The sequence below is a fragment of the Sphingomonas sp. LH128 genome, assembly GCF_000293195.2.
GTDB classification, from domain to species: Bacteria; Pseudomonadota; Alphaproteobacteria; order Sphingomonadales; family Sphingomonadaceae; genus Novosphingobium; species Novosphingobium resinovorum_A.
In genome coordinates this window covers 1-8415 of sequence record NZ_ALVC01000187.1, presented here as the reverse complement: position 1 = coordinate 8415, position 8415 = coordinate 1, and the positions used below count along the sequence as shown (strand labels likewise).

Sequence of the window (8415 nt, the reverse complement as noted above, 5' to 3'; positions counted from 1 at the left end):
GTGGCTGCCGCAGGCGCTGTTCGCGGTCCTCGTGCTTACGCTTGGGGCGAGCTTGCTGGCCGTAGCGGCACATAACCTGTCGGTCCGCGGCATGGTGCTCGATTTCGGTTTCCTCGGGAGCACGGCGCGTTTTCCGATCTCCGAAACGATACTCGCCTATTCGCCTTCGGACACTTTCGCGCGCGCGCTCGTCGTCGGGCTGGGCAACACGGTGCTGCTGGCGCTCGTCGTGATTGTCTTCTCGACCTTGCTGGGCATTCCGCTCGCCCTGGCCCGACGCTCCGAGCATCTTTTGGCGAGTGGAAGCGCACGCGTCTTCATCGATGCCGTGCGCAATACGCCGCTCGTCGTGCAGTTGCTGTTCTGGTACGGTGTTCTCACGGTGACGCTGCCCGAGCCGGGCCGCGCGCTTCAGGCGGTTCCCGGCATTTTCCTCAACGATCGCGGTCTCTACGTCACCTCCTTCGGTATTACCGGGACGGCGCTGCCGCTTTTACTGGTAGTCGTCGGCGGGCTGCTGACGGTGGCCGTGCTCGCATGGCGGGGCCGTCTGCATCTGGCGAGCGTGGTGACGCTGGCGACCGTGATATCCGCAGGTGTTCTGTGGCTGTCGCTCGGCCTCGGCGTCGCGCCCGACGTGCCGCACCTGGATCACTACAATTTCGTCGGCGGGCTGAGCATTACGCCGGAATTTGCGGCGGTTGCATTCGGCAGCGTGCTTTATGCGAGCGGCTTTGCCGCCGAGATCATCCGTGCCGGCATCGCGGCGGTGCCTTGCGGGCAATGGGATGCCTGCCGCGCCATGGGTCTTGGCGACCGCCAGAGCCTGCGCCTTGTCATTGTGCCTCAGGCCCTTCGGGTGATGGTGCCCCCGATGACGAACCAGTTTGCCGCCATCCTCAAGAATTCGACGCTGGCGCTTGTCGTGGGATATCCCGACCTGAACTCCATCGCGAATACGACGATGAACCATACCGGTCATGCGCTGGAATGCGTGGGGCTGGTCGCGCTTGTCTATCTGACGCTGGCGGCGACGATCTCGCTGGGGATGGGAACGCTGGAGCGACGCAGTGCGAGGTGGGCGCGTTGAACTTCGTGCAGACCATTCCCGAGCCGGCGCAGGCTCCCCCATCCGGCCGCAAAACCGCCGGCGGCTTTTCGACGCTTTTCGGCGGCAGCGCTAACCTGCTCGCCACGCTGGTATTCGTGGCGGCGATCGAGCGGGGGCTACCGCACCTGATGGCTTGGGCTTTCGCGCATGGCGTATGGCAGGGCGACGGCGAGGCATGCCGCGATGCGGGGGCCTGCTGGGTTTTCCTGCGTTACAAGGCGCCGTTCATCCTTTTCGGCATTTACCCCGAGGCGCAGATGTGGCGGCCGATCGCCGTCGTTGCGATGCTGGCGGCGCTGACCTTGTGGACGATGCCTCGTGCTCACTGGAACCGGACGACGCTGGCGGCCTGGGGGGTGGGGCTGGTACTCGCCGTCGCGCTGATGGCCGGCGGAATAGCGGGCCTGTCACCCGTCCCGGCGGCGTCGTGGGGCGGGCTTCCGGTGACACTGCTGATGACGGTGCTCTCGCTGGCGTTTGGCTTTCCGCTGGGTCTGGCGCTGGCTTTGGCGCGACGCAGTGCTTTGCCCCTGATCCGCTATGTTGCTGGCGGGCTGGTCGAAGTGCTGCGCGGCGTGCCGGTGGTGACATTGCTGTTCGCCGCCTCGTTCCTGGCGCCGCTGCTGCTGCCCGAGACGATCCGGCTGGAGAATCTCACACGGGCGCTGGGGGTGTTCACGCTCGTCAGTGCGGCATACTTCTGCGAGGTCTTGCGCGGTGGCCTGCAGGGAGTGGCGCGCGGGCAATGGGAATCGGCGCAGGCGCTGGGCCTTCGCTCCCGCGACGTGCTGTGTGTCGTGATCCTGCCGCAGGCCGTCCGCAAGGTACTGCCGCCGCTGACCAGCACGATCATTGTGGTCATCAAGAATACCAGCCTCGTCATGGCGGTCGGGCTTTTCGATCTCGTCAGCGCGGGCAGGGTGGTGCTCAACGATCCCGCCTGGCCGATGCCTTACGCCGAAACGTACCTGATGGTGGCGCTGGTCTATTTCGTGATCTGTTACGGGGTAGCGCGGTATTCGCTGCACCTTGAGGAGACGCTTGAGGAGGGCCGACGATGACGGCGCTGTCCCTTGTCGGCGTGCATAAATGGTACGGCGATTTTCATGCCCTGCGCAATGTCACGCTGCATGTGAAGGCGGGCGAGCGGGTGGTGATCTGTGGCCCGTCAGGGTCCGGCAAGTCCACGCTGATCCGCTGCGTCAACGGGCTGGAACAGCATCAGGCCGGGGAAATCTTCGTCGCCGGGCAGGCCCTGTCCGCCGATCCGCTGGCCCTGCGCGCCATTCGAGCACGTGTGGGCATGGTGTTTCAGGATTTCAATCTGTTTCCGCACCTGACCGTGCTTCAGAATTGCACGCTCGCCCCGGTTCGGGTTCGGGGTCTGTCCGAACAGCACGCGCGCGAGATCGCATACACCATGCTGGAACGCGTGCGCATCGCGGATCAGGCGGACAAGTTCCCCGCGCGGCTTTCCGGCGGCCAGCAGCAGCGCGCGGCGATCGCGCGCGCGCTGTGCATGGATCCTGCATTGATGCTGTTCGACGAGCCCACCTCCGCGCTCGACGCCGAGATGGTCAAGGAAGTGCTCGACATCATGAAGGCCCTTGCCCGTGGCGGCATGACGATGGTTTGCGTCACTCACGAGATGGCGTTCGCCCGCGAAGTGGCCGACCGCGTGGTCTTCATGGACGAAGGCCAGATCGTCGAGATCGCGGACGGCGAAACCTTCTTCACTGATCCCCGGCACCCGCGCACACGGGCGTTCCTGGACAAGATACCCTTTTAAGGAGACCTCATGCTTCGCATCGCGAACAGGCTTGCCCAGCTCGGCATTGCCTTGCCCGAGCCATCGGCGCCCGTGGCCAATTACGTCCCGTACACGCGCTCCGGCCGGATCGTCCATGTCTCCGGGCAGTTGTCCAGGGATGCCGCGCACGAGGTGAAAGGCATTGTCGGCGAGGACGTGACGTCCGAACAGGCCACCGGGGGCGCGCGGTTGTGCGCGATCAACCTCATCGCACAATTCCGCGCGGCGTGCGGCGGCGATCTCGACCGTGTCACGCAAGTGCTGCGCCTGGGCGGCTACGTACAGGCCGGGCCATCGTTCTTCGCAGTACCGGCAGTCATCAACGGTGCCTCGAATCTCATGGTCGAGGTTTTCGGAGAGCACGGCCGTCATTCGCGTTCGGCGGTCGGCGTCTACCGGCTGCCGCTGAATTACGCCGTCGAGATCGACGCCGTCATCGAAATTCGCGCCTGAGCGGGCGCCTCATCCAGATCCAACGTTTCGGAGTGACAAGACATGACTAATCGACGGCAGTTCCTTGCCGGTGCCGGGGCGGTGTCCGCGGGCACGCTGCTGGCCGGACATGCTCTGGCGGCGCCGGCTCAGGCAGGTGTGCGCGGCAGTCTGCTGGGGGGCGGACTTTCCTTTGCGCAGACCCAGCAGCGCCTTGCCGCGCTTTATGATATCGACAGGTCGATCGTGAACTTCGACGCGGCCTACTATGGTGCGATGACGAAGTCTGTGCATGCGGCCTATCTCGACAAGGTCGCATGGGTTAACCGCTATAATTCCACCTTCCTGCGCAGCGGCGTTCCCGACATGCCCCGCGACCAGGAACTCGACAAGTCCCGACAGGCCGTCGCCGACCTGATCGGCGCGTCGCTGGAGGAAGTGGCGCTCAGCGGGGGCGGCACCGAAGGGCTCTATGCCCTGATTACCAATTATGCGCTGCTCAAGGCCGGCGATGCGGTGATCTACTGCGATGCCGACTACGACGAGATGCAATACGCAATGGATTATCTCGAGAAGAGCCGGGGTGCGCGGGTCGTGCGGTTTTCGCTGCCGGAACCGCATACTCGGGCGAATATCCTGGCTGCCTACGAGAAAGTGCTGAAGGAAACGCCGCGCGCGAAGCTACTGCTCGTCACCCACGTGTCTAACCGCAACGGGTTGATCCCGCCGGTCAAGGAAATCGTCGCGATGGCCAAGGCACGCGGGATCGACGTGATACTGGACAGCGCGCAGGCGGTCGGTCAGATGCCGTTCAACGTGGCCGATACCGGCGCCGACTTTATCGGCTTCTCGCTTCACAAGTGGGTTGCGGCGCCGCTTGGTACGGGTGGCATCTATATCCGCAAGTCGCGCCTCGGCGACATCGAGCCGTGGCTGGGCAACCGCATATATTCGGCGGACGAGATTCGCTCGCGCGTTCCCAGCGGCACTGTCGATTTCGCGGCGCGCCTGACGATCCCGGCCGCGCTGGAGGTTCAGGCTGCCATGGGCATCGAGCAGAAGTTCTCGCATCTCAAGGCTTTGCGGGACTACTGGGTCACGCGCGTGCGGGACGTGCCCGGCCTGCAGCTGATGCTGCCGGATGAGCCAGGCAATTACGGGGCCATCAGCGCTTTCAGGCTCCCCGGCATGGACAGCCCCGCGAAGGCTAAGGCGGCGCAGGCCTTGTTCGTAGAGAAGCACAAGCTGCTCGTGGTCGCCAAGGCGGGGCTGGCATCTGGCGCCGGGCTGCGCGTGACGCCGGCGTTGTTCAATACCACGGCCGAACTCGACCGTCTGGTCGCCGCGATCCATCAGGAGCGTCGCGCCTTCGTCTGACGCTTGCGCGTCCCCGCCTATTGTCACCACAGTATCGGAGCATATCCATGACGCTTCTTCGCCTTGCGGCGACCTCATTCGTCTTCCTGATAGGCTTGGGATCCACGGCGGTCTCCGCCGACGAAGGTGCCGTCCTGTTCAAGCAGCGCTGCGCTGCGTGTCACAGCACCGAAGCCGGCAAGAAGTCCGGGGCGGGGCCGAACCTGTCCGGCATCGTCGGCCGTAATGCCGGTACGGGCGCCTATCCCTATTCACCTGCGCTCAAGAAGGTCAATGTCCGCTGGGATGCGCGTACGCTCGACAGCTGGTTGTCAGGCCCTTCGAAGATGGTGCCGGGAACGCGAATGTTCACCAGCGTACCCGTGCCGGACGATCGCAAGGCCATTGTCGCTTATCTCTCGGGCCTGAAGGCGCGCTGACGTCGCGGCCGCGCATGAAGAATGCGTCGCCGGGCAAGACCCATAAGTTTCATGCATGGACTCGTTCAAACCCGTCACTTGTCCCTTGGGAGGAGCCGGGCAAGATGGCGGGGACGAACCGGACAAGGGGTAAAGCTCCGGGGCATCGCAAGAATGCCCGCCGTTCGTCCGCAGGAGCGTGCAATTCTTTATCAGGGGGTAGCATGCATTTGAGATCGAACACGCCGCCAGCGCCATCCGGCGAACGCAGTGGCTGCGCTTGAACGCTACTGATGCTCGGGCGATGCCAGGGCGGCAGCGCCTGACGTAGCTGCCGGGCAGGCATTCAGAGACATCCGATCATCGCTGCCGGTCGCGGCGGCAAGGATCGTGTCCGCAAGTGACGGACCGATCTCACGCGTCTATCGATAAAACAGGGAAAACGAAGATCATGAGGCAACTTCGCAACATCGCCATGGCGTCTACCGGACTGGCAGTGCTTTCCTGCATCCTGCCGGCCACCGCAGCGTTCGCGCAGGAAGCCGGTGCGGACGGAGGTAGCGACATCGTCGTCACCGGTTCGCGTTTCGGCAGCCGATCGGCAGCGGAATCGGTCGTTCCCATCGATCGCATCAGCGTGGATGAACTGGCCCGCGGAGGGCGGACGGAAGTTCAGGACATGCTGAAGACTTCCGTTCCCAGTTTCAGCACGCCGCGCCCCAATGCATCCGGGGCGGGCGAATTCCTCACTCCGCCGACATTGCGCGGCCTCTCGACCGGACAGCTGCTTGTACTGGTGAACGGCAAGCGGCGTCACTCGTCAGGTGATCTCAGCACCAGCAACGGTATCGGTCGAGGCGACGTCGCCTACGACTTCAATGCTATCCCCAGCATGGCGCTTTCCGGTGTCGAAGTCCTTCGCGACGGCGCTTCGGCCCAGTACGGCTCGGACGCGATCGCGGGTGTCATCAATCTCACCCTCGACAAATCGACCGGCATGAAGGGCAAGATCTCGACGGGCATCACCAAACAAGGCGATGGCGAATTTATCGACGTGGGCGGCAGCGTAGGGCTGCCGGTATGGAACGGCGGCGTGATCCGCGCGACCGTGCAGTACCAGAACCATGCGTCCACCAATCGATCCCTGGACGACACCCGCCAGCAGTATTTCGGCCATAATTCGGCCGGCGGCCTGGTCGCGCCGTCCTCTTTCTACGGCTCGGGCACGGGGCTGACTGCGTCCAGCGGCGCGCTCGATCCTCGCGAAGCGACGATAGAGCGTCACACCTCGCGTCAGGGTAACTCGAACTACGAAATGAAGTCCGTTTTCCTCAATGCCGAAATCCCCACCAACGGCGGCGGGGCGACTTTCTACGGCTTTGGCGGATACAGCGACCTCGACGGGCGCACGGCATTCTACTTCCGTCGTGCCGGCCAGGACCAGACCGTGCGGGCACTGCATCCGGATGGCTTCATTCCCTACGGCGACATTCGCTTGCGCAACGTTTCGGCAACGGGTGGCCTGCGCGGCGAAAATCTTGTGGGCTTCGACTGGGACGTCTCGACCGGCTACGGCAAGAGCCTGATCGACAACGGGACCAGCAACACCAACAACGTGTCCTACGGCACCGCCAGCCCGACGGATATTCATAACGGATCCACCCGTTACGATCAGTGGACTACCAATCTCGACCTGACACGCAAATTCGACATGGGCGATGGCAGCCCTCTCAACCTGGCTCTGGGCGCGGAGTATCGCGAAGAAACCTACCATCTGCTGGCAGGCGAGGTGGCGAGTTATGCCGATGGCGGGTTCGCTATTCTCGATGGCCCGAACGCGGGCAAGGTTGCCCCGGTCGGAACCCAACCCACGCCGGGCATTTCGCCGGTCGATGCGGCCTTCGGTCGGCGCAACAGCAAGGCGATCTACGGGGAAGTGGAAAAGCTGTTCTTCGATCGCCTGACGCTCGATGCGGCGGTACGCTACGAAAAATTCTCCGACTTCGGCAGCACCACCAACTATAAACTTTCCGGTCGTTTGCAGGTGATCGAGCCGCTGGCGCTTCGCGCATCGTTCAGCACGGGTTTTCGCGCACCGCATCTTGCGCAAATGTATTTCGGAAGTTCGACGACCAGCTTCATCAATGGCGTGGCGACGCTCATTCGCAACCTGCCCGTGGATAGCGAGGCCGCGCGCCTGATCGGAGCCACCGATCTCAAGCCGGAGAAATCCAAGAACCTGTCGGCCGGCTTCGTCTACACGAGTGGAGGCCTAACCTTCACGGTTGATGGCTACCAGATCAAGCTGACCGACCGTATCGTCCAGTCCGCAGTGTTCCAAGGCACGTCGCTCATCAATTATCTGGCTGCCAACGGCGTTGCGGGGATTGCAGGGGCCAGCTATCTCACCAATGCCGTGGACACGACCACGCGCGGTGTCGATGTGACGCTGACGGACAAGTTCGATCTCGGTTCGCTTGGCGAACTGTCGGTCCTGCTCGCAGGCAACTACAACAAGACGAAGTTCGACAAGATCGCCGGCACGCCCACCGAGATCGCGGCGCTGGGTATCACCACTCCGCTTTTCGACCTGACGCAGCAGGTTCGTATCTCCGACAGCCAGCCCCGCTCCAAGGTCCTGCTCAACCTGAACTGGAAGTCGGGCGACTTTTCACTCGGGCTGACCAATACCTACTACGGCAAGGTATCGGCAGTGGCATTCACCAGCCTGACACCCGCGCAGATCGCCGCGCTGACACCCGGCTACGATGTCACGCTGGTCCCGGTCTCCTCGACCAGCGCCAACTCGCAGGTGATCCAGCATTTCAAGGGCAAGGTCATTACCGACATTCAGGTGAATTATGACTTCACGCCCGGTATCACCCTCAGCGCGGGCGTAAACAATCTGTTCGACATCTACCCGACTCAGAACCTGCGTTCGACTGTCGCAAGCGTTGCGGCAGGGACAAACGGATCGGACAACGCCGGGACCTTGCCGTACAATGCAATCTCGCCGTTCGGCTTCAACGGCATGTCGTTCTTCGCCTCGGCTGGGTTCAAGTTCTGAGCGACCGATACGGAGTGATGCGCTGCGCCATCGTCTCGAAGCTGATTTTTCTGACGATGGCCGGCGCCGGCATACACGGGGGCATCGCTTTCGCGCGATCGGTCGCGCCGACCCCTTCCGGTGCGGCCGAGAGCGAGATTACGCTGATCGCTGCGCGGCTGGCAACGGGCAGGACCAACTGCGCCTCCATAATCGCTGGCCGACTGGACCGGATCGGGCG

At 63.3% G+C, this 8415-nt stretch carries 8 protein-coding genes; 7 read left to right on the top strand and 1 reads right to left on the bottom strand.

The window, feature by feature from the left end:
• The 7 genes from LH128_RS15575 to LH128_RS15545 form a co-directional block, all read left to right on the top strand.
• Positions 1–1090: ABC transporter permease subunit (locus LH128_RS15575; protein WP_008830617.1), on the top strand; the 1090-nt coding region annotated here is incomplete at its 5' end.
• Positions 1078–2172: an amino acid ABC transporter permease gene (locus LH128_RS15570; protein ID WP_008830616.1), complete on the top strand. Its 1095-nt coding sequence runs from the start codon at positions 1078–1080 to the stop codon at positions 2170–2172. The genes LH128_RS15575 and LH128_RS15570, both read left to right, overlap by 13 nt.
• A complete protein-coding gene (locus LH128_RS15565; protein WP_008830615.1) occupies positions 2169–2900 on the top strand; it encodes an amino acid ABC transporter ATP-binding protein in 732 nt (243 codons plus the stop codon). The genes LH128_RS15570 and LH128_RS15565 overlap by 4 nt, the downstream gene beginning before the upstream one ends.
• Positions 2901–2909: 9 nt before the next feature.
• On the top strand, positions 2910–3374 hold the full coding sequence (locus tag LH128_RS15560) for a RidA family protein (protein ID WP_008830614.1): 465 nt from the start codon (positions 2910–2912) through the stop codon (positions 3372–3374).
• Between the two features lie 42 nt (positions 3375–3416).
• Entirely contained in the window at positions 3417–4730 is a 1314-nt protein-coding gene (locus LH128_RS15555; RefSeq protein ID WP_008830613.1) for an aminotransferase class V-fold PLP-dependent enzyme, read from the top strand.
• A 47-nt stretch (positions 4731–4777) separates the two neighbouring features.
• Positions 4778–5149, top strand: coding sequence for a c-type cytochrome (locus tag LH128_RS15550; protein ID WP_008830612.1), 372 nt, complete (start codon positions 4778–4780; stop codon positions 5147–5149).
• A gap of 430 nt (positions 5150–5579) precedes the next feature.
• Complete coding sequence (locus tag LH128_RS15545; RefSeq protein ID WP_008830611.1) at positions 5580–8195, top strand: TonB-dependent receptor plug domain-containing protein; 2616 nt, start codon at positions 5580–5582, stop codon at positions 8193–8195.
• Here the strand turns inward: LH128_RS15545 and LH128_RS33495 are convergent.
• A partial coding sequence (locus LH128_RS33495) for a hypothetical protein (protein ID WP_327195179.1) occupies positions 8185–8415 on the bottom strand: 231 nt, incomplete at its 5' end. The genes LH128_RS15545 and LH128_RS33495 overlap by 11 nt on opposite strands.

Excerpts from the sequence above, each read along its gene's own strand:
- LH128_RS15560 (WP_008830614.1), top strand. The coding sequence starts at position 2,910 with ATGCTTCGCATCGCGAACAGGCTTGCCCAGCTCGGCATTGCCTTGCCC.
- LH128_RS15545 (WP_008830611.1), top strand. The coding sequence starts at position 5,580 with ATGAGGCAACTTCGCAACATCGCCATGGCGTCTACCGGACTGGCAGTG.
- LH128_RS15550 (WP_008830612.1), top strand. The coding sequence starts at position 4,778 with ATGACGCTTCTTCGCCTTGCGGCGACCTCATTCGTCTTCCTGATAGGC.
- LH128_RS15565 (WP_008830615.1), top strand. The coding sequence starts at position 2,169 with ATGACGGCGCTGTCCCTTGTCGGCGTGCATAAATGGTACGGCGATTTT.
- LH128_RS15555 (WP_008830613.1), top strand. The coding sequence starts at position 3,417 with ATGACTAATCGACGGCAGTTCCTTGCCGGTGCCGGGGCGGTGTCCGCG.